Source organism: Halomarina pelagica (assembly GCF_024228315.1).
In the GTDB taxonomy this organism is placed as follows: domain Archaea; phylum Halobacteriota; class Halobacteria; order Halobacteriales; family Haloarculaceae; genus Halomarina; species Halomarina pelagica.
The window spans coordinates 1,144,626-1,162,678 of the sequence record NZ_CP100454.1; the positions used below are offsets into that span (position 1 = coordinate 1,144,626).

General features: G+C 67.7%; 15 protein-coding genes. 4 read left to right on the forward strand and 11 right to left on the reverse strand.

All coding sequences use genetic code 11. From position 1 onward, the window contains the following. The first annotated feature begins 38 nt into the window (after nucleotides 1–38). Both NKI68_RS06030 and NKI68_RS06035 read left to right on the forward strand, forming a co-directional pair. Nucleotides 39–1,226, forward strand: coding sequence for an aromatic ring-hydroxylating oxygenase subunit alpha (locus tag NKI68_RS06030; RefSeq protein ID WP_254545807.1), 1,188 nt, complete (start codon nucleotides 39–41; stop codon nucleotides 1,224–1,226). After that, nucleotides 1,223–1,618, forward strand: a complete 396-nt coding sequence (locus tag NKI68_RS06035; protein WP_254545808.1) for a hypothetical protein — start codon at nucleotides 1,223–1,225, stop codon at nucleotides 1,616–1,618. Before NKI68_RS06030 ends, NKI68_RS06035 begins: the two co-directional genes overlap by 4 nt. On the opposite strand, the gene NKI68_RS06040 is transcribed toward NKI68_RS06035, so the two are convergent. From NKI68_RS06040 to mutS, 11 genes are all read right to left on the reverse strand, one after another. Then, nucleotides 1,600–2,277: a helix-turn-helix domain-containing protein gene (locus NKI68_RS06040; protein WP_254545809.1), complete on the reverse strand. Its 678-nt coding sequence runs from the start codon at nucleotides 2,275–2,277 to the stop codon at nucleotides 1,600–1,602. The genes NKI68_RS06035 and NKI68_RS06040 overlap by 19 nt on opposite strands. A 238-nt stretch (nucleotides 2,278–2,515) precedes the next feature. After that, nucleotides 2,516–2,956, reverse strand: a complete 441-nt coding sequence (locus NKI68_RS06045; RefSeq protein ID WP_254545810.1) for a DUF7344 domain-containing protein — start codon at nucleotides 2,954–2,956, stop codon at nucleotides 2,516–2,518. Nucleotides 2,957–3,096: 140 nt separating this feature from the next. After that, nucleotides 3,097–4,728, reverse strand: coding sequence for a bacterio-opsin activator domain-containing protein (locus NKI68_RS06050; RefSeq protein WP_254545811.1), 1,632 nt, complete (start codon nucleotides 4,726–4,728; stop codon nucleotides 3,097–3,099). Between the two features lie 216 nt (nucleotides 4,729–4,944). Next, entirely contained in the window at nucleotides 4,945–5,301 is a 357-nt protein-coding gene (locus NKI68_RS06055; RefSeq protein WP_254545812.1) for a DUF7344 domain-containing protein, read from the reverse strand. Then, on the reverse strand, nucleotides 5,298–5,669 hold the full coding sequence (locus tag NKI68_RS06060; protein ID WP_254545813.1) for a DUF7344 domain-containing protein: 372 nt from the start codon (nucleotides 5,667–5,669) through the stop codon (nucleotides 5,298–5,300). Before NKI68_RS06060 ends, NKI68_RS06055 begins: the two co-directional genes overlap by 4 nt. Before the next feature lie 79 nt (nucleotides 5,670–5,748). Continuing rightward, a complete protein-coding gene (locus NKI68_RS06065) occupies nucleotides 5,749–7,341 on the reverse strand; it encodes a bacterio-opsin activator domain-containing protein (protein WP_254545814.1) in 1,593 nt (530 codons plus the stop codon). 219 nt (nucleotides 7,342–7,560) lie between these two features. After that, on the reverse strand, nucleotides 7,561–8,535 hold the full coding sequence (locus NKI68_RS06070; protein ID WP_254545815.1) for an NAD-dependent epimerase/dehydratase family protein: 975 nt from the start codon (nucleotides 8,533–8,535) through the stop codon (nucleotides 7,561–7,563). A gap of 19 nt (nucleotides 8,536–8,554) precedes the next feature. Beyond that, the gene (locus NKI68_RS06075; protein ID WP_254545816.1) at nucleotides 8,555–9,481 is read right to left on the reverse strand and encodes an NAD-dependent epimerase/dehydratase family protein; all 927 of its coding nucleotides are present in this window, start codon (nucleotides 9,479–9,481) and stop codon (nucleotides 8,555–8,557) included. A gap of 3 nt (nucleotides 9,482–9,484) precedes the next feature. After that, nucleotides 9,485–10,654, reverse strand: a complete 1,170-nt coding sequence (locus NKI68_RS06080) for an NAD-dependent epimerase/dehydratase family protein (RefSeq protein ID WP_254545817.1) — start codon at nucleotides 10,652–10,654, stop codon at nucleotides 9,485–9,487. A gap of 122 nt (nucleotides 10,655–10,776) precedes the next feature. Beyond that, nucleotides 10,777–12,462: a DNA mismatch repair endonuclease MutL gene (gene mutL / locus NKI68_RS06085; RefSeq protein ID WP_254545818.1), complete on the reverse strand. Its 1,686-nt coding sequence runs from the start codon at nucleotides 12,460–12,462 to the stop codon at nucleotides 10,777–10,779. Next, nucleotides 12,449–15,214, reverse strand: coding sequence for a DNA mismatch repair protein MutS (gene mutS, locus NKI68_RS06090; protein ID WP_254545819.1), 2,766 nt, complete (start codon nucleotides 15,212–15,214; stop codon nucleotides 12,449–12,451). The genes mutL and mutS overlap by 14 nt, the downstream gene beginning before the upstream one ends. A 475-nt stretch (nucleotides 15,215–15,689) precedes the next feature. On the opposite strand from mutS, the gene NKI68_RS06095 reads away from it, so the two are divergent. Together NKI68_RS06095 and NKI68_RS06100 are read left to right on the forward strand one after the other, a co-directional pair. Continuing rightward, entirely contained in the window at nucleotides 15,690–16,502 is an 813-nt protein-coding gene (locus tag NKI68_RS06095; protein WP_254545820.1) for a glycosyltransferase, read from the forward strand. Beyond that, complete coding sequence (locus NKI68_RS06100) at nucleotides 16,499–17,905, forward strand: oligosaccharide flippase family protein (protein ID WP_254545821.1); 1,407 nt, start codon at nucleotides 16,499–16,501, stop codon at nucleotides 17,903–17,905. Before NKI68_RS06095 ends, NKI68_RS06100 begins: the two co-directional genes overlap by 4 nt. The last annotated feature ends 148 nt before the right edge of the window (nucleotides 17,906–18,053 follow it).

The window sequence follows — 18,053 nt, forward strand, 5'->3', positions numbered from 1 at the left end:
GGTCAACGCTTTTTAACGGATATGTCGATCAATAGCACATGACACGATGGAACGACGGCACCGACGAGGTCGGCACCGTCAGCGCCGACATCACCGAGGAGACGAACGCGCTCCCGGCGAGGTACTTCACGGACCCCGAGGTCCACGAGATGGAGAAGGAGGCGGTGTTCTCCCGGTACTGGATCTACGCGGGGCACGCGAACGCCGTCCCGGAGCCGGGTGACTTCTTCACCCGGACGGTCGGCGACCGGCAGGTCGTCGTCGTGCGCGACCGCGACGGCGAGGTGCGGGCGTACTACAACGTCTGCGCCCACCGCGGGTCGAAGATGGTCGACGACACCCCGATGACCGAGCCGGGTAACATGCGGCGGATCACGTGCCCGTACCACCTCTGGACGTACGACCTCGACGGGACACTCGCGAGCACGCCGAAGAGCTTCGAGGAGGCGAGCCTCAACCCCGACCTGGAGGACGACGAGGTCGCGACGCTCGACCCCGAGCGAAACGGGCTCATGGAGGTGCACACCGACGCGATCGGCCCGCTCGTGTTCGTCAACTTCGAGGACGACCCGACGCCGCTCGCGGAGCAGGCGGGGACGATGAAAGCGGAACTCGAGGCGCTGCCGCTCGAGGAGTACGAACTCGCCCGCCGGTACGTCTCGGAGGTGGAGTGCAACTGGAAGACCTTCGGCGGCAACTACTCCGAGTGCGACCACTGCCAGTCCAACCACCGGGACTGGATCGAGGGGATCCGGCTCGACGAGTCCGAACTCGAGGTCAACGACTACCACTGGGTCCTCCACTACACCCACGAGGAGGACGTGGACGACGAACTGCGCATCCACGAGGAGCACGAGGCCAAGTTCTACTACCTCTGGCCGAACTTCACCGTCAACATGTACGGGACCGCCGACGGCTACGGCACCTACCTCATCGAGCCCATCGACGAGGGGCGGTTCCAGCTCGTCGCGGACTACTACTTCCGGGACGCCGACCTGAGCGAGGAGGAGGCCGAGTTCGTCCGCACGAGCCGCCAGCTCCAGGAGGAGGACTTCGAGCTGGTCGAACGCCAGTACGAGGGGTTGCGGATGGGAGCGCTCGGGCAGGCACAGCTCGGCCCGAACGAACACACGCTCCACCGCTTCCACCGCCTCGCCCAGGAGGCGTACGAGGCGTACGAGGCGAGCGACGCGCCCGACGCGCCCGACGCGCCCGCCCGGTCATGAGCGAGGAGCCCCGAGCGCCGTTCGTCGTCGCCTGCCCCGACTGCGAGGTGCGAACGGCGACGGACGACCCCAACGAGACCGTCGCGTTCTACCGGCGACACCGCGCCGTGACCGGTCACGACCTCGCGTGGGAGCGCGCGGAGTTCGACGGCGCCGACGACCTCCGACCGGACGCGGACGGGACGGACGGTCCGGGCGGTGGTGAGGCCGTCCTCGCCGCGATCGTCGACGACCTGGAAGGTACCTACGGAAACGGCGTCCCCGTCGGGATCGTCGCCGCGGCGATGGGCGCGCGCGGCGTCCCGATGGGCGAGACGCTCGAGCGTATCCGGGCGCTGCGGATGCGCGGAGCGCTGTACGAACCGAGGGACGATCACCTCGCGTCTGTCTGATCGCCCCGGTCCTCCCGGAACGTCGCCTCGATGAGCTTCGCCGTCCCCCGGCGGAGGCGGCCGCCGACCGCCGTCGGCGAGATGTCGAGCGCCTCGGCGAGGTCCTCGAGCGACGTCTCGCGCGGCTCGCTGAAGTACCCCCGTTCGTAGGCGAGCAGCAGCGCGACCTCCTGGGCCTCCGTCAGCCCCGTGACGCCGCCGATGGTCCACTCGTCCTGCCGGTAGAGCTGCTTCAGCTCGAACGCGATGCCCTCCTCCTCGCAGTACTCCCACAGCAGCGTGAGCGACTCCCTGTCGGGGAGCTGGAGCCGCACCGACCAGCCGGTGCTGTCGCTCTCGGCTTCGAGCATGAGCCCGCCGACCTCGACGGTCTTCGGGGAGAGCAGTTTCGTCCCGTCGGGGTGTGACAGCCGGTAGATGCGCGTCGACGCCGACTCCGAGATCAGCACCGACTCGGCGACCGTGTGATCCGCCTCGAGCGCCGCGTCGAACGTCTCGAGCGCCTCGCTCTCGCCCTCGACCAGGAAGAAGAACATCCCCGTCTCGGGATCCGTCCCCGAGTGGGGGACGACCTGAACGGACACCTCCGGGACCGCCCTGATGGTGGGGGTCAGCGCGAGGTCGGGGTGGGCGATGTACACCTCCGCGATGACGTTCACGGCCGGTCGCCCCGCGGAACGCTCGCCGAGGGGTCGCCCCGGCCCGCGTACGGCCCCGTTCGCCGGTCGGTCGCCGCTCGTCGCGCGGGAGGAACGACGCGCCGGGTCGAGGATGGTGTGCGCATTCGTACCACGACAATGTCGAACGTCCGTCGTAAGGGTTGCGCCCCCGCGACCCCCCGGTCGCGCGGGCGACGAGAGCCGTCGCCGCCTCCGGGGGGGCCGCTCGCCACCCGCATCACGGCCCGCGGTCGCAGTACGAGACGACGTGCGACTCGTCGAGCGCCGTCTCCGCGGTCCCGTACCCGGCGAGCGACACCCGGTCTGGTTCCGGCTCGTAGGTGAGTTTCCCGCGGTCGACCAGCGCCGGGACGTGCGTCCGGTACAGGTCGAGGTAGCAGTCGAGCACGGCCGTCGCCGGGATCTCGGGGACCGGCCGCCGGTGGGTCCGCACCGCCACCTCGTCGGCGAGGTCCGCGAGCGTGAGCGTGACGTGCTCCTCGAGCAGCGAGCGCACGATCCCCGGAACGGGGCGCGCGGCCGTCCCCGTTCGAGCGTCGTCGCCGGCGTCCGTCCCGGACGGCGACACGGTCAGGCCCCCGATCGATCGGCGGTCGTGAGCGGGCCCCCGACGCGCGGGCGGATCGACGGCGGGGCCGAGGCCGGGGCCTGGCCGCACGGGACGTCGAGCGACCCGACCATACGCCCGACGGCGGTCTCGAAGCGAGGACGCCGAGTCGATCGGCGCGTAGCGATCACGCGGGTCATCGGTCTGTGGGGATCCGGCGCGGTGCGACATTATCGCCGGGGCTAGTCTGACTAGCCCGACGGGTAGCGGCGGTCCTCGTCGAACAGGGCGACCATCACGGCGTTGAGACCTTTCCGGAGGTGTTTGTGGAAGGTGGGTGCGGTGATGCCCATGGCGGCGGCGACCTCCTCGGCGGTGCTCTCTCTGGACCACTCGAAGTAGCCCGCACGGTAGGCCGCCTCCAGCGCGTCGCGCTGGCGCGCCGTCAACCGCTCGATCGGTTCCGGTTCGTCCCCCGGCGGCTCCCGTCGCGTCGATCGGTCGACCTCGCGCTTTCGTACGAGTTCCGTCTCGGGAAACGAGGTCCTGAGTTGCTCGACCAGCGCGCGGACGTCGGTCTCGGGGGAGACCTCGCAGACGAAGTCGGCGACGCCGCCCTCGACGACGATCGATCGGACGTTCGCGCCGTACTCCGCGAGCGTGAGCGTGACGAAGCTCTCCACGAGCTGGAACTGGAGGAGCGCCTCGTCGTCGCGCTCGCGGATCACGCGACACTCGCTGACGGTCGGCTCGTCCAGGGCGGCGTCGACGACGACCTGCGGGTCGACGCCGGAGATCGTCTCGTAGACGAGCAGCGTGCCGTCGGACGCCGGAACGAGGCTCTGGAGTTCGCCGCGGTACCCGTGCGTGGCCGAGAGGTCGATGAGGAACGACCGGCGGTCGGTGCTGCGAAACGTGAGTTCCACGACGGTGTCCGAGAGAAGCTGGCGCTCGTTCTCGATCGTGTGGTAGGCGTACCCGGTGACGGTACCGAGTTCGCGGAGGATACGCCGCTCGTACTCGTCGAACGCGTCCGAACGGTCGGTCGCGAGGCCGACGACGCCGTAGACGATCCTGCCGTAGGTGAGCGGAACCACGACGGCGCGGCGTTCCGCCGCGTCGACCGCGGCCGAGCGAGCTACCGGCGGATGGGGCGCGTCCGCCGTCACCACCTGTGGTTCCAGAGTGTCGACGGCACGACGAAGCGCGCCGTCGTCCGCGTCGCCGATGCCGACGGCGACGGTCCCCCCGTCGGCGACCGCGTCTCCCGACCGCGCGCGGAGGACGACCTCGTCGCGCTCGGAGTGATAGTCCGCGATCCAGACGTCCTCGTACAGATCCGCGCTCGCGAGCCGATCGCAGAGCGGCTGGTACACCTCCTCTCGCGTCGACGCCCCGAGGAGGACGTCGAGCGCGCCCCTGACGCAGTCGCCGACGCGCTCGACGTGTTCGAGTTGCGCGCACCGACGGCTGAGCTTTCGTTCGGTCGCTTCGAGGTCCACCTGCGCCGTGACGTCGTACGCCACGTCCATCACGCCCTCGACCGTCCCGTCGCGCCCGCGAATCGGGGCGACGACCTGTCGGTAGGTGCGGTCGTCGTCTCCGTCCGGCAGCGTCATCTCGCGTTCGACGACCTCGCCGGAGTCGCGGGCCGCCTCCTTCGGTTCGCGGAGCCGGCTCGCGACCTCGGCCGGGTAGATGTCGTCGTCGCGCTTGCCGAGCATCTCCGCCTCAGGGACGCCGTCGACGAGCGGTCGGTACACTCGAGAGTACCGCAGTTCCGCGTCGGTACGACTCGCACCGACGGCCCCGTTTCGCGCGACGTGGGCGAGGTGGTCGTCTAGTAACTGGCTCTCGGCTTCGTGATCCGTGTCCCCCGACATCGTCCCTGAACGCACGATTCGCCGGTGGACGTCCCCGACGACAGCGTCGTACGTGGCTACTCCGAGTGCCCTACATAGGCGTTGTGATTCGGCTTCAGATGTCCAGGCGAGCGCACCGACCCGGATCGACTCTCCGGTCGCCCGTCGGGGTCAGTCCTCCGGTGGCGCGTCGGGTTCGCTCGCCCGCTCGCCCGTCGGGGTGACTCTCCTCGGCTCTCACTCCTCCGACGGCCGTTCCGGGGCGTACGAGACGACGTGCGACTCGTCGAGGGCGGTCTGCTTCGGTCCGTGTCCGTCGAGCGCGACGGTGTCGGTCTCCTGATCGTAGGTGAGAACGCCGACGTCCACCAGCGCGGGGACGTGCTCGTCGTAGAGGGCGGTGTAGTGGTCGAGGACGACCTCCGGCGACAGCTCGGTGAGCGGGCGGTCGTGCTCGCGGACGGCCACTTCGTCGGCGAGATCGGCCAGCGCCAGGGTGAGGTGTTCGCGGAGGATCGTCATCACGAAGTAGCGCGTCGGGTAGATGTCGCCGAGGTCGTGGACACCGCCCTCGGCGTCCTTCGGCGACGTCATCGCTGCCCCGTGACGACGTCTCCGCGGTCGTCCGCCCGGGCGAGCATCAGGTACGGCCGCAACCGATCGGCCACCGGTTCGCGTTCGACGATCCGGTCGGTCGGGTCGTAGGTGACGACGCCCGCGTCGTCGAGTTTGGGGAGGTGCGTGTGGTGGAGGGTGAGGGCGAACCGCCCGGCGGTCGGCCCGTTTCGGTCGTCCGTCAGCGACTCGGCGAGGTCGTTCAGATCGACGCGACGCTCGTAGCGATCGAGGTACGTCAGAACGCGCCGTCGCCGTCGATCGCCGAGCAGTTCGAAGATCGCATCGACCGACAGCGCTCGCTCGACCGTCCGTGCCTCCGATCGACTCCCGGGCACCCCACTCATGCTTATCTGCCCATCGCCCCAGGATAGGAATAAATGGGGAAGCTAGTCTAACTAGCTCTCGGAAAACGACTCGTGCCGGTCACGCCGGGTCGTTCTCCTCGAACAGCGAGGTCATCAGGGTGTTCAGGCCCTTTCGGAGGTGTTTGTGGAAGGTGGGTGCGGTGATGCCCATGGCGGCGGCGACCTCCTCGGCGGTACTCTCTCTGGACCACTCGAAGTAGCCCGCGCGGTAGGCCGCCTCCAGCGCGTCGCGCTGGCGCGCCGTCAACCGCTCGACGAGCCGTCGGGACTCCGATTCCCGGACGGGTGTGGTGCGAGGACGTTCGCGCTTGCGTACGAGTTCCGTGTCCGGCGACGCCGTCGTGACGTGCTCGACGAACGAGCGAACGTCGGTCTGGGGGGAGACCTCGCAGACGACGTCCATGACGCCGTCCTCGATGACCATCGACCGGACGTTCGCGCCGTACTCGGCGACCGTGAGCGCGATGAACCCGGCGACCAGCTGGCACTGGACGAGCGCCGCCTCGTCGGTCGCGTCCTCGCGTATGACCCGACACTCCCGTACGTCCGGACTGTCGGCCATCGACTCGAGGACGACCCGCGGGTCGACGTCGCGCACCTCGACGTACGCGAGCAGCGTCCCGTCCGGCGCGGGGACGAGACTCTGTAGCTCGAACCGTCCGCCGTACTCAGCGCTGGCGGCGACGGCGTGCAGTCGGGTGTCCGTGCTGCGAAACTCCACCTCGACGACGGTGTCTGAGAGGAGCAGCTGTCGGTTCTCGATGGCGTGGTAGGCGTAGCCGACCACGGCACCGACCTCGGCCAGGACGACCCGCTCGTACTCCTCGAAGGCGGCCGGCCGGGCGGTGTACAACCCGAGCACGCCGTAGACGGTCCCGCCGTGAGCGAGCGGGACGACGCCGCCGCCCGCGAGGTCCCGGTCGAGATCGATCGGAAGCGGCGTCGACCCGAGGTGCTCCGCGGGATCGGTGACGACCTGTACGTCGTTCGTTCGGACGGCGCGCGCTATCGGGTCGTCCTCCGAACTCGCGAGATCGACGACGAACGACCCGAGTTCCGCCCCCTCCACGACGCCGGAGAGCGAACGAAGGATCACCTCGCCGCGCTCCGGGTGGTAATCGCCGATCCACGCGACGTCGTAGACGTCCGTCGCGACGAGTTCGTCGCAGACGGACTCGTACACCTCCTCGCGCGTCGACGCGCCGAGGAGGACGCCGATCACCGGTCTGACGCCGTCGAGGATGCGCTTCGTGCGCTCGAGTCGCTCGAATCGCTCCCGGAGCCGCGCCTCGCGCTCCTCGCTCCCGGTGGACTCCGTCGCCGTGACGACGACCCCCGTGACGCCCCCCTCGGTCCGAAGCGGGGCGACGCGCTGGTGGACGAACCGCGGCTCCCCCGACGCCCGCTCGAGGGGGAGTTCCCCCCGCCACGGTTCGCCCGCGAGCGCCGTCCGTCGGGCCTCCTCGGCCGACGCGACGGCCCCCTCCGGCACGACCTCCCGGTAGGGGTGACCGACGACCTCGCTCGCCTCGTACCCGGTGAGTCGCTCGAACGCCGGGTTCGCGTACTCGACGGTCCCATCCGAACCGCAGACGACGACCGCGTGCCCCACCTGTTCGACTACCGCTCTAAATTTCGCGTCTTCGGACATGACTCTCGCGTCCACACGTACACCGACCGCGCCGACGCCGCGCCGGTTGCTAGCAGTTGTGTGGCCCCTCACGAAAGTTGGTCCCGGTCGACCCTTAGTCGTGCCGGTTGTTTCGTCCAAAACCGAGATACGCCGCGGGACTGACTGGTCCGAGACGGGGACGACGGTCGGGCGGCCCCGGACGCTCTCGTCGCCGCGGGTCGCTCGCTCCTCGTCCGGCTACTCCCGCAGGAGGTCGCGGACGCTCGCCTCCACGGACTCCTGGGGTTCCCAGCCGAGCACGTGGCGGGCGGCCTCGGTGTCGACCTCGAACGAGTCGACGAGCGTCTCCCCGCTCCGGGGGTTCTCGACGAGTTCCACGTCGGGGTCGAGGCCGCGCTCCTCGCGGGCGATCTCCCGGACGAGTTCGGCCACGTCGACGACGCCGGGGTCCTCGTCGGTCGCGATCTCGAACTTCTCGACGCCCGTCTCGCCGTCGGCGTGCTGCTCGACCAGGCGCTCCGCGCTGCGGACGAACGCCCGCGCCACGTCCTTCACGTGGACGAAGTTGCGCGACTGCGTGCCGGGCTCGTAGACGGTCAGCGTCTCGCCGGCGAGCGCGCGGTTCACGAAGAAGTTGATGACCGTCCCCTTCGACACCGTCCGGCCGTCGATCTCGTGTTCGCCGTAGAGGTTCGCGACCATGAACTGGTGGGCCGGGAACGCGCCGTCGGCGTACCACTCGATGGCGGTCTCGTTGAGCACCTTCGTGCGGCCGTACCAGTTGAGCGGGTCCCGCGGGAGGTCGATCGTGATCGGGAACTCGTCGGGGTCGCCGATGACCGCCATGGAGAAGGGAAAGCCGAGCGCCGCGCCGGTCTTGCGGCAGAACCAGGCGACGTTCTCGGTTCCGAGGACGTTCACCTCGTAGGCGAGGTCGGCGTGCTCGTCGCAGTCGTCGACGCCGCTGAGCGCCGCGAGGTGCAGGACGACGTCCGCCCCAGAGAGCGCGTCCTCCAGTTCCTCGCGGTGACGGACGTCGACGTGCTCCACGGGTACGTCCCCGATCTGCCGAATCTCCCCGAGGTAGAAGTTGTCGAGGGCGGTCACCTCCCAGTCGGGGTGGTCCTGCGATAGTTCGTAGACGACGCGGCTGCCGATGTAGCCCGCCGCGCCGGTGACGGCGACGTGCGGTGAATCGCTCTGGGATGTCATCGTGGGTAGATAGTGACAGTCAGGGTTTGAATGCCTTTGCCAGATCGCGGACGCCCTCGCGGAGCGTCCACTCCGTCCCGTAGCCCGTCTCCGCGATGCGGTCGAAGTTCACGTGGTAGGACGGGCCGGGGTGTTCGTCCTCGAGGTACGTCACGTCCACCGGACCGACCTCCTCGGCGACGATCTCGGCGATCTCGCTGATCCGGTAGTTCCCCTCGTTCGAGCCGACGTTGTAGACGAGGTGCTCCCAGCGGTCGGGTTCGAGCGCGGCGTGGGCGTACGCCGCCGCCGCGTCCCGGACGTGGATGAAGGGCCGCCAGTTCGACCCGTCGCCGTAGACCGTGAGTGGCCGACCCGTGAGCGCCCGGAAGACGAACGTGTTCACCACGAGGTTGAACCGGACGCCGGGGGCGTCGCCGTAGTTGGTCGCCATCCGCAGGGCGACGCCGTCGAAACCGAACTCGTCGATGGCCTCGCGCAGCAGCCCCTCGCACTCGTGTTTCGTCTCCGCGTAGGGGTTGATCGGATCGGGTTCGACCGTCTCGTCGAGGTCCCTGCTCGTCGCGCGCCCGTAGAGGTTACACGACGAGGCGACGACGACGTTCCCGACGCCGAGCTTTCCCGCCGCGGTGAGGACGTTCTCCGTCCCCTCCAGGTTGGTCTCGAAGGTCTCCTCGCGGCGGTCGTGGGTGCTCGACGCGCCCGTGATGGCCGCGAGGTTGACGACGGCGTCGCAGCCGCGCATCGCGCTCTCGACGTTGCCGTACTCGCGCACGTCGCCGAGGCGGAAGTCGATGCCATCCGTGAGCGCGCCCTTCAGCGCGCGCGGGGATCCCGTGGAGGTGTCGTCCATCACCACGACCCGGTCGACCCGCTCGTCGCGGTCCAGCAGGGGGACGAGCACGCTACCGATGTAGCCGAGACCGCCCGTGACGAGGACGTCCATCCCTCACTCCTCCAGGACGTCGGGGAGGAAGCGGTCCTCGTGGGACGTGATCGTCTCGGAGTAGCGCGTGAGCGTCTCGAGGATGTCGCGGACGCCGCCCTCGAAGGTCTGGCGCTGCTCGCCGATGACGGACATGTACCGGTCGTTCTCCATCTCCATCTTGTGCGTCTCGTCCTCGTCGCGGGGGTTCTCGACGTGCGTGACCTCGACGTCGAGGTCGAACTCGTCGCCCACGGACGCGATGGTCTCGGCCATCCCGACGATGCTGATGGGGCGGGTGACCTGGTTGTAGACGACGTGTCCGTCCGGGCGCTCGGCGTGGTCGGTGAGCGCCAGCCGCGTGAGCCCCTCGACCGTGTCCTCGAGCGAGATGAACGGCTTTCGCTGCTCGCCCTTGCCGTACACCGTGAGCGGGTAGCCGGCGACGGCCTGCGCGCAGAAGCGGTGGGCGACGACGCCGAAGTAGTAGTCGAAGTCGAAGCGCGTCTTCAGGCGGTCGTCGGCGCGCGTCTCCTCGGTCTCCGTGCCGTAGACGATCGCCGTCCGCACGTCGGAGATGGGCAGGCCGAACTGCCTGTGGGCGAGCCGCAGGTTCGCCGCGTCGTGGCTCTTCGTGAGGTGGTACCACGACCCCGCCATCGCCGGGTAGGGGACCTCGTCGCGGTCGCCCTGGTTCTCCATGGTCGCCCCGCCCTCGGGGATGGGGAAGTTGGGCGCGCCGTAGACGCCGGTGGTCGTCGTCTCGATGAGGTGGGTGTCCGCGAAGCCGTTCTCGTGCAGGCCGAACGCGAGGTTTCGCGTGGCCTGCATGTTGTTGTGCTGCGTGAAGTTCGCCCGCTCGCCGTTGATCTGCGAGTACGGCGCGCTGGGCTGGGCGGCCGTGTGGACGACCGCTCGCGGCTCGTGTACCTGCAACAGTTGGTCGACGAACCCGCGGTCGGTCAGGTCGCCCTCGACGAACGAGAGGTTGTGAACGTCGTGGACCTCGCGCGCGGCGTCGAGGCGGTCTCGGATGGTCGCGATGGGCGTCGCGCTGGTCGAACCGACCGACTCGACCCACTCGCGTCGAGAGAAGTTGTCCACGATGACGACGCGCTCGTCGGTCCGGTCGGCGATGCGGAGAGCCGTCGGCCAGCCGACGTAGCCGTCGCCCCCCGTCACGATGATGCTCATTAGTTACTCACCAGCCGAGTAACTGAGTTGCGGGCACAAATATCTTCCTGCCCGGCGGCGAGGGGGAACGCGCTCCCCTCGCCTCGCCCCCCACCCCGCCCTGCCCCGCCTGCCCTCGGCGATCAACCGAATCTGGTCGCCCGCCTGCCGAACCCCCTCGCCAGCGTCCCCTCCTCGATTCTGAGGACCGTCGGCCGACCGTGCGGGCACGCGTACGGTCGATCGCACTCGCCGAGGCGGTCGAGCAGGTCCCTCGCCTCGTCCCGCGAGAGGGCGTCGCCCGCCTTCAACGACGGGTGACAGGCGAGGTCGGCAAGCAGCGCGTCGCGCGGATCGTCCGGACGCTCACCCGTCAGGAGCGTGTCGAGGGTGTCCTTCAGCGCGCGGGGATCCGCCACCCGACCCAGCGGCGCGGGGACGCCCGTCACCCGGTAGCTGCCGCCGCCGAACGCCTCGACGCGGAAGCCCGCGGCGGAGAACGTCTCGCGGTGGGCGTCGAGTAGGCTCGCCTCCCGGGGCGAGAGCGAGAGCGTCGCCGGTGGGTCGAGCGCGGCGGTCGGCACCTCGCCCTCGACCGCCGCGCGCAGTCGCTCGTAGTTCACCCGTTCGTGGGCGGCGTGCTGGTCGACCACGAGCAGGTCGTCGTCCGCCTCACAGAGCAGGTAGAGGCCGCGGAACTGTCCGATGACGGTCAGCTCGTCGAAGCGCGATTCTGCGGGGGCGAGCGCCGTCTCCGTGTCGAAGCTCACCGCCGCCGCTTGCGAGAGGTCGGCCGTCGAGAGCGCCTCGCGGACGGCCCGCTCGAGGGTCCGGGCGACGCGCTCGGGATCGCGGAACCGCACCTCGGCCTTCGCCGGGTGGACGTTCTGGTCCACCCCGCCGGGCGGCACCTCGACGTTCACCGCCGCGATGGGCGCGCGGCCCCCCGGTAGAAGGTTCCCGTAGCCGGCGAGGACGGCGTTGCGGAGGTCGCCGTCGCGGACCGGCCGGCCGTTGACCGCGAGGTAGACGTGCTCGGGGGAGGCGCGCGTCACGGAGGGATAACACGCCACGCCCTCGACGCGGACGGCGGGGGCGTCCGCGTCGACGCTCGCCCCGTCGACGCTCGCCTCGTCGCCCGCCTCCGCGACGGCGACGAGTTCAGTGCTCTGTCCCGCCACGGTGCGGTCGTAGACGGCGAGCAGCGCGTCGACGCGCTCTCCCGTCCCGGGCGCGGAGAGGACGGTCCGGCCGTCGTGCGTGAGCCGGAAGCGGACGGCCGGGTGGGCGAGCGCGTAGCGCGAGACGGCGTCGCTGATCCGGGCGAACTCGCGCTTGGGCGTCCCCAGGGACTCGCGACGCGCCGGCACGCGGTCGAAGAGGTCCCGCACCTCGACCGTGGTCCCGACGGCGTGGCCCGCCGCCTCGACGCCCGTCCCGCCCTCGCCGACGGTGACGCGCGTGCCGCTCGCTCCCTCACCCTCGGCCCGCGTCGTCACCGCGAGGTCGGCGACGGACGCGATGCTCGGCAGGGCCTCGCCGCGGAAGCCGAGCGTCCGCACGCGCTCGACGTCCTCGACGCCCGAAATCTTGCTCGTCGTGTGGCGCTCGACGGCGAGGACGGCGTCCTCGCGGGTCATCCCGTGCCCGTCGTCGGTGACGCGGATCAGGTCCAGTCCGGCGTTCTCGACTGCCACCTCGACGCTCCCCGCGCCCGCGTCGAGGCCGTTCTCGATCAGTTCGACGACGACGCTGGCCGGGCGGGTCACCACCTCGCCGGCGGCGATGCGCGCGACGGTCGCCTCGTCGAGTCGCTCAATCGTCGCCATCGAGCCTCCGTTGCAGGTCGTGCAGGTACGTCAGCGCTTCGAGCGGGGTCATGTCTGCGATGTCTAATCCGCCTACCTCGGCTTCGAGCGCGAATGTGCCTTGCGATCGTGGCGGTTCGGACCCCTCGTCGGTCGCGTCTCCGTTCGTCCCGTCGCCGTCCGCCGCGTCGCTCGCGCCCCCGGAGCCGTTGGCGCTCGCGCGCCCGTTGCGCGCCGCGGCCGCGTCGCGGGCGATCGACGGGTCACCCCCCTCGCGACCCTCCTCGCCGGCGAACGCCGCGAGCGTGACCGCCCCGTCCTCGCCACCGCCGTCTCCCGGCTCCTCGTCGCCCGGCAGTCCGTCCGCGAGGAGGGCGCGCGAGCGCTCGATGACCGTCGGTGGGACGCCCGCCAGCCGGGCGACCTCGACGCCGTAGGAGGCCTCCGCCGCCCCCTCGACGACCGAGTGGAGGAACGTCACCGCCTCGCCGTCGCGCTCGACGGTGAAGTGGAGGTTCGCCACGCCCTCGCGGTCGGCGGCGATCCGGGTCAGCTCGTGGTAGTGGGTGGCGAACAGCGTCGTCGCGCCGACCTCGTCGTGGACGAACTCCGTCACCGCCCACGCGATGGCGCGCCCGTCGGCCGTGCTCGTCCCCCGCCCGACCTCGTCGAGCAGGACGAGCGAGTCCTCGGTGGCGTGGTGGAGGATCTCCCGGAGTTCGGCCATCTCGCGCATGAACGTCGAGTGGCCGCCCGCGATGTCGTCGCTCGCGCCGACGCGGGTGAACACGGCGTCCGTCACGGGGAGGCGCGCCCGCCGGGCGGGGACGAAGCTCCCCACCTGCGCGAGCACGACGATCAGCGCCACCTGCCGCATGTAGGTGGACTTCCCGCTCATGTTCGGGCCGGTGACGACCGCGACCCGCCGGTCGCGCAGGTCGGCGTCGTTCGGGACGAACGCCTCCTCGGTCGTCTCGACGACGGGGTGGCGGCCCCCCTCCACGTGGATCCCCGCCGCGCCGAACTCGGGGCGGACGTAGTTCCGCCGGACGGCCACGTGCGCGAGCGCGGCGAGCACGTCGAGTTCCGCGAGCACGCCGGCGACGCGCTGGACGCGCTCGGCCTCCTCGGCCACCTCCGCGCGCACCTCGGCGAACAGGCGGTACTCGCGGGCGTCGGCGCGATCGGCCGCGCCCAGGATCTCGTCCTCGCGACGCTTCAGCTCCGGCGTGTAGAACCGCTCTGCGTTCTTCAGCGTCTGCCGGCGCGTGTAGTCGTCCGGCACGTGGTCGAGGTTGGGGTTCGTCACCTCGATGTAGTAGCCGTGGACCTCGTTGTAGCCGACCTTCAGCGAGTCGATGCCGGTGCGCTCGCGCTCTGCGGCCTCCAGGTCGGCGACCCACTCGCGGCCGTCGCGTTCCGTCGCCCGTAACTCGTCCAGGTCCTCGTCGAACCCCTCGCGGATGACGCCCCCCTCGGTGATCTCGACGGGCGGCTCGGGGTGGATCGCGCGGCCGATCAGCCCCCGCACGTCCTCGAGTTCGTCGAGCGCCTCCCGACGCTCGACCAGCGGATCGCTCTCGGCGTCGGCGAGGGCGGCCCTCACCTCCGGCACCGCGTCGAGGGTGTCCTTCAGCGCGCGGAGGTCCCGCGCGTTCGCCCGCCCGCGGGAGACGCGCGTGATGAGCCGCTCGACGTCGTAGACGTCCCTGAGCAACTCGCGGACCTCCTCGCGGACGAGCGACAGCCCCGCGAGTTCCTCGACGGCGTCGTGGCGCGCCTCGATCCGCTCGCGGTCGACGAGCGGCCGCCTGAGCCAGTGGGTGAGTTCCCGCCGCCCCAGCGCGCAGGCGGTCTCGTCGACGACGCCCAGCAGGGTGTGCTCGTCGCCCCCCTCGCGGTTCTCGAACACCTCGAGCGACCGCAGCGCGGTCGTGTCGAGGCGCATCCCCTCGCGCGGATCGTAGCGCGCGAGGCGCGTGACGTACTCCAGCCCGCCCGCCTCGACGCCCTGGGTGTACTCCGCGTAGGCGAGCAGCGCCCCCGCCGCGCGCACCTCCGCCGCGTCGTGGAGCGCCTCGCTCGCGCCGTACGCCTCGACGCGGTCGCGGGCGGCCTCGACCTCGAACGCCGACTCGCGGAAGGGCGTGCGCATTCCGTCCACCTCGAAGTCGTGCGCGAGGTCGGGCGCGGCGATGACCTCCGCGGGGGCGAAGCGGTCGAGTTCGTCCTGCACGACGGCGGGCGACGCGCTCGTCACGCGGAACTCGCCGGTCGAGACGTCGATGAACGCGACGCTCGCGCGGTCGTTCGCGCCCCCGTCCGCGGTCGTATCCGCGCCCGCCAGCGCGGCGACGTAGGTGTTCCCGCCCGCTGCGAGGAGTTCGTCCTCCAGCACCGTGCCGGGCGTGACGATGCGCGTCACCGCCCGCTCGACGACGCCCGACGCCTCCGCGGGGTCCTCGATCTGGTCCGCGATCGCCACCCGGTAGCCCGCGTCGAGCAGCGCCTCGACGTAGGGGGCGACGTTGTCGATCGGGACGCCCGCCATCGGATAGGTGCCCGTCGAGTCCTCGCGCTGGGTGAGCGTGATCTCGCAGACGCGGGCGGCCTCCTCCGCGGCGTCGCAGAACAGCTCGTAGAAATCACCGACCTGAAACAGAACGAGCGCGTCGGCGTACTCCTCGGTGAGCGCGAAGTACTGCGACATCATCGGCGTCAACTCGTCGCGGTTCGCCGCCATCTTCGCCGGCGGCCCGGTGACCGACTCCATGTCCGCACACGGGTGGCGGAGGTACAAGTGTCGTACGCCTCGGTCGTGTGCCGCAGCGTAAAACGTCACACCGTGGGGCTATTATAATATGTCTCCGAGCATGGTATGAATTAATTACTGTGGGTCCTTTCGACCCGATATGAGCCATCCTGCTGTGGCGTACTACGTACCGATAATCTCTGACGTGTGGAGTACGACGCGATACCAACATGCGATGGCGATCGCAACTCTCGAAAACGATACGACGTTAATAACAGAGCGTTCCCCGCCAGAATCGATTCGAACCGAGTTCGACCACGTTCATGTATTATCTTCACTAAAAACTTCAGGCGTACCGTACAGTCAGTTCCCTGATTCGAGGACCATCGAAGTCCTCTCTCGGCCGCTCCGAGCGGCCAAGGTCGCAAAGCGACGGCTTGGTCCTGATGGAGTGTACGTCACTACGTTTCACTATATCCCTGCGCTCTCAGGTTGGATGTCTGGCCTGAAATGGGTGGCTGACATCTACGACGATCCGACCCAGTACCTCTTGGCGAATCCTGAATCGATTACTCATCGGTTACGTCTGCCCGTCTTAAAATATCTCCTCAACAGAGCGGATATCGGCTATAACGTTTTGCATCCTACTTCCCCGAACACATTTGGAACAGAAATCGAGTACGGCATTAACGGTGCACCGGTCGAGGTCTTCGCCCCGAGAAAAAAAGCCTCGCGTCCCCCACTACAATGCGTTGTCGTCGGAAAGACCGAACCGGAGCAGGGGATAGACCTGCTCATGCGCGCGCTACGATTAGTAGAGGGTCCTGTTCACGTCGATATTTATGGGGAACCGATCGAAGCGAGTCGTAAATTAGCCGTGAAATACGATCTAAACGACGTGGTAACTTTCCACGGCTGGGAACCCCACGAAACTATCATCGAAGCGGTGAGCAGGGCTCATGTCGGTCTCTCTCTTCTTCCTAGACGAACCGATTGGACGTACTCGTATCCGATCAAGATCGGCGAGTATCTGGCCGCCGAGACGTTACCGGTTGCGACCGGCCTGCCAGCGACACGTCGACTGGCCGGCGATGCCGGCATCTACGTGGCTCCCGATCCAGAAGAGATCGCGGATCAGCTCGACGCTCTTGCATCGATCGATGACGAACAGTTCCTGTCTTACCGTCAGACGTGTAGACAGCAGGCAAAAAAGATCGATTGGGCGGATGAACGGGAGCGATTCGTAGCGGCTATTCTCGGCCGCAGTTCAACATCGATCGAGGAAATCTCTCGGCGCACGTACTCATGAATCTCCGAAACGCTATTGGGAAAGTTCTATCGGCGAACGTGCTCAGTTCGGTGCTCAGCTTTACAGGCCTCGCACTATTCGCCCGAGAACTTGGTCCGTCTGGACTTGCCCCGTTTTTCCTGTTCCAAGCGGCGGTTGGTCTCCTCGGTCTCCTGGCGAATTTCGGACTAACGAGTGCGGTAGAAAAGCGGATCTCGGAGAGACAGCACGCCGGGAGGACGCTATCTACTGCCATTCTTTTGAAAGCATTGCTACTGATTCCTATCACCGTAGGAGTCATTGCGATCCGACCGTCGATTAACGAATATATTGGTGCGAACGTCGCGCTCCTACTCGTCGGCGGCATCATTGTTCAACAATTTGGCACCCTCGGGTTAAAGGTCATTAATGGGGAACTACGGGTCGGTGACACGGCAGTAATCATTCTCGGCCAGAAAGTCGTCTGGGTCGGACTTGGATGGATACTCATCGAAGCCAACTACGGCGTTTACGGCATTATCTGGTCGTTCATCGTTAGCTGGTCGGTCGTGATTGCGTGGACCATCGTCCGATCGGACACTGATCCAAGCAAACCGACGGTTTCTATGGCCCGTTCGTTGTTATCATTCGGGGGTTACGCGGCGATCGGTTCCGTTGGTGGGTACGTCTACGGATGGCTTGACGTTGCGATCCTCGGGTTGTTCGTAGCACAGAAGGACATTGGTATTTATGAAGTCACGTGGCGAGTCGCTGGATTCGTCATGATCTTTCAAACTGCCGTTCGAACTGTCATCTTCCCTCAAATCAGTCAGTGGAACGCTACCGATAATACCCAGCAGATTGAGTCGTTGCTTGAGCGAGCACTAGTCCCGTCGTTACTTTTTGCTATCCCCGCGCTCGTGGGGGGGATCTTGGTCGGCGGTAACGCACTCTCCGTCATATTCGGTCCTCGGTTTAGCGCCGGCTACCTCGTCCTGATTATATTTTTAGTCGAGAAAATCTTCCGAGTTATTCACCTCACGCTCAGTCCTACCCTGTTTGCCATCGATGAACCTCGCTTCGGATATCGCGGTAGCGCTGTCGCTGTCGTTGCGAATATCATTCTCAACTTCACACTTATCCCTGAATTCGGTATCATAGGTGCCGCAATCGCGACGGCGACGTCGTCTCTTCTTGGTGCTGCGGTGAACATCTGGTACCTTACCCGATTTATATCTATTAGACTTCCAGTGAATGATATCCGGTGGATGATCGTCTCCTCGTCGGTGATGGCTCTCATTGTTGCTATCGCCGATGCAGTGATCAAAGTCAACGGTCCGATCCTCCTCGGATTAGTCGTATCGTTCGGCGTCGTCTCCTACGGAATTTGCATTCTCGTTTACACCCCGATCCGATCGGAGGTTCAGAGACTCGTTGGGGGCTGAATAGTGATATACACTCCAGAGATAAACTATTATTAGGGATCAAACCAATATGATTTTACTAACGGTAGTAGTATTATATGTTGGGCAATAAATACAAAATATTGGTTTCGGCTCTGGTCAACTGTGTAACTCTCGGTATCGTCGCGAC

What these genes read in the sequence shown, in the direction of transcription:
- NKI68_RS06030 (WP_254545807.1), top strand. Translation starts at nt 39, where the DNA reads ATGACACGATGGAACGACGGCACCGACGAGGTCGGCACCGTCAGCGCC.
- NKI68_RS06035 (WP_254545808.1), top strand. Translation starts at nt 1,223, where the DNA reads ATGAGCGAGGAGCCCCGAGCGCCGTTCGTCGTCGCCTGCCCCGACTGC.
- NKI68_RS06050 (WP_254545811.1), bottom strand. Translation starts at nt 4,728, where the DNA reads ATGTCGGGGGACACGGATCACGAAGCCGAGAGCCAGTTACTAGACGAC.
- NKI68_RS06055 (WP_254545812.1), bottom strand. Translation starts at nt 5,301, where the DNA reads ATGACGTCGCCGAAGGACGCCGAGGGCGGTGTCCACGACCTCGGCGAC.
- NKI68_RS06060 (WP_254545813.1), bottom strand. Translation starts at nt 5,669, where the DNA reads ATGAGTGGGGTGCCCGGGAGTCGATCGGAGGCACGGACGGTCGAGCGA.
- NKI68_RS06065 (WP_254545814.1), bottom strand. Translation starts at nt 7,341, where the DNA reads ATGTCCGAAGACGCGAAATTTAGAGCGGTAGTCGAACAGGTGGGGCAC.
- NKI68_RS06070 (WP_254545815.1), bottom strand. Translation starts at nt 8,535, where the DNA reads ATGACATCCCAGAGCGATTCACCGCACGTCGCCGTCACCGGCGCGGCG.
- NKI68_RS06075 (WP_254545816.1), bottom strand. Translation starts at nt 9,481, where the DNA reads ATGGACGTCCTCGTCACGGGCGGTCTCGGCTACATCGGTAGCGTGCTC.
- NKI68_RS06080 (WP_254545817.1), bottom strand. Translation starts at nt 10,654, where the DNA reads ATGAGCATCATCGTGACGGGGGGCGACGGCTACGTCGGCTGGCCGACG.
- mutL (WP_254545818.1), bottom strand. Translation starts at nt 12,462, where the DNA reads ATGGCGACGATTGAGCGACTCGACGAGGCGACCGTCGCGCGCATCGCC.
- mutS (WP_254545819.1), bottom strand. Translation starts at nt 15,214, where the DNA reads ATGGAGTCGGTCACCGGGCCGCCGGCGAAGATGGCGGCGAACCGCGAC.
- NKI68_RS06095 (WP_254545820.1), top strand. Translation starts at nt 15,690, where the DNA reads ATGTCTGGCCTGAAATGGGTGGCTGACATCTACGACGATCCGACCCAG.
- NKI68_RS06100 (WP_254545821.1), top strand. Translation starts at nt 16,499, where the DNA reads ATGAATCTCCGAAACGCTATTGGGAAAGTTCTATCGGCGAACGTGCTC.